Origin of the sequence: Pseudoalteromonas sp. NZS100_1 (assembly GCF_015864285.1) — a bacterium.
GTDB lineage: Bacteria > Pseudomonadota > Gammaproteobacteria > Enterobacterales > Alteromonadaceae > Pseudoalteromonas > Pseudoalteromonas arctica.
Map to the genome: position 1 here is coordinate 1 of NZ_JADYXN010000090.1, position 1,256 is coordinate 1,256.

The following is a 1,256-nucleotide window of genomic DNA, read 5'->3' on the forward strand; positions in this document are numbered from 1 at the left end:
GGGCAACTATAACGCCAATGAGTCCACATCTTTTGACCACTGCGCTCAATAACAGGCGCTATACCCGCGTACTTTTGAAGCTCTGCAGCATCATTATAACGCGCACGATTACTACCAAAAGCAACAAGTAAACGTGGGGCGAGTTGTGGACCTGCACCGGGTAAGCTATCAAATATCTTTTTATCCTGCTGGGCTTTATAAGCCGATTTTATTGCTTTATCGAGCTTTTCAATGCCCTTTAATAACACTTTAAATTGCGTGATAAGCACTCCAACGAGCATTTGATTAGGCACAATTACTCCTTCGTCCAGAGTTAATGGCATCGCATTTTTAATACTGTCTAGTCGTGCATTATTGACCGCGCAATAGTGTGAGTTATGACTCTCAAAAAAGTCGAGTAAAGTCTGTTTTCTTGCTTTTTTAACCGCAGTGAGTGACGGCCATTTCTGAATGAAGTCGCAGAATATATACGTGTCCTTTTCTTTAAACCATTCAAGTGCCTGCGGGTAATAATTTTTTAATGTCGCTGTTATTTTATTGGATAAATCGACACTGTCTTGCACTAAACTTCGGCGATATTCAACAAGCTGAGACAGCGTTCGCATAGCTGCTGACTCAGGCTCAATGACAGACAGCTTATCCATGTGTAACGTGAGAATTTCAACTTGTACAAAGGCATCTGATGGGTCATCTTTTGCGCCGCTGGGCGTAAAGGCCTGGCGGTATTTAGCAACAGCACAAGGATTAACGGTAAATAAAGTAAGGTGGTCGTATTTAGCTAATGCATAAATAAGCGGCCCTTTTTTAAGCTCGCAAACAATCGCTATTTTCTGCTTTGGATAACGTTGTTTAATATCCATAGCCCATTCATGCAACGCTTCAGGTGTGTGTTTAATAACGGTGTAATGATATTTATTAGTGCCTGTTGGGTGTTCACAAATATCATGTTTTTTATCGGCCCAATCAATGCCAATGAGTACAGCAAAATTATCAACGTTATATGCTTTCATTTTATAGCGCCTACGGTTAAAGTTAAGGACGGAATGTGCTTAAATCTCGTTTCTCGCAGGTCTTATAGATAGTCTTGGTCGGCAATCCCTGAGTATGCGTTTTGAAATCGAGGTGCTCTGTTGGCTCGAACGTCTTGTTAAAAACATTGGATGTTTGTCATTCAATATTCGTAACCAACAGAAGCATATTCCACTTAATATAATAGTCAGTTACTTTTAAATTAAGTGGCTTGGTCGAACTATAAG

The 1,256-nt window shown here is 40.4% G+C and carries 1 protein-coding gene; it reads right to left on the minus strand.

All coding sequences use genetic code 11. From position 1 onward, the window contains the following. On the minus strand, positions 1-1,010 hold a 1,010-nt coding region (locus tag I6F66_RS20630), incomplete at its 3' end, for a transposase (RefSeq protein WP_197209676.1). Positions 1,011-1,256 lie beyond the last annotated feature (246 nt).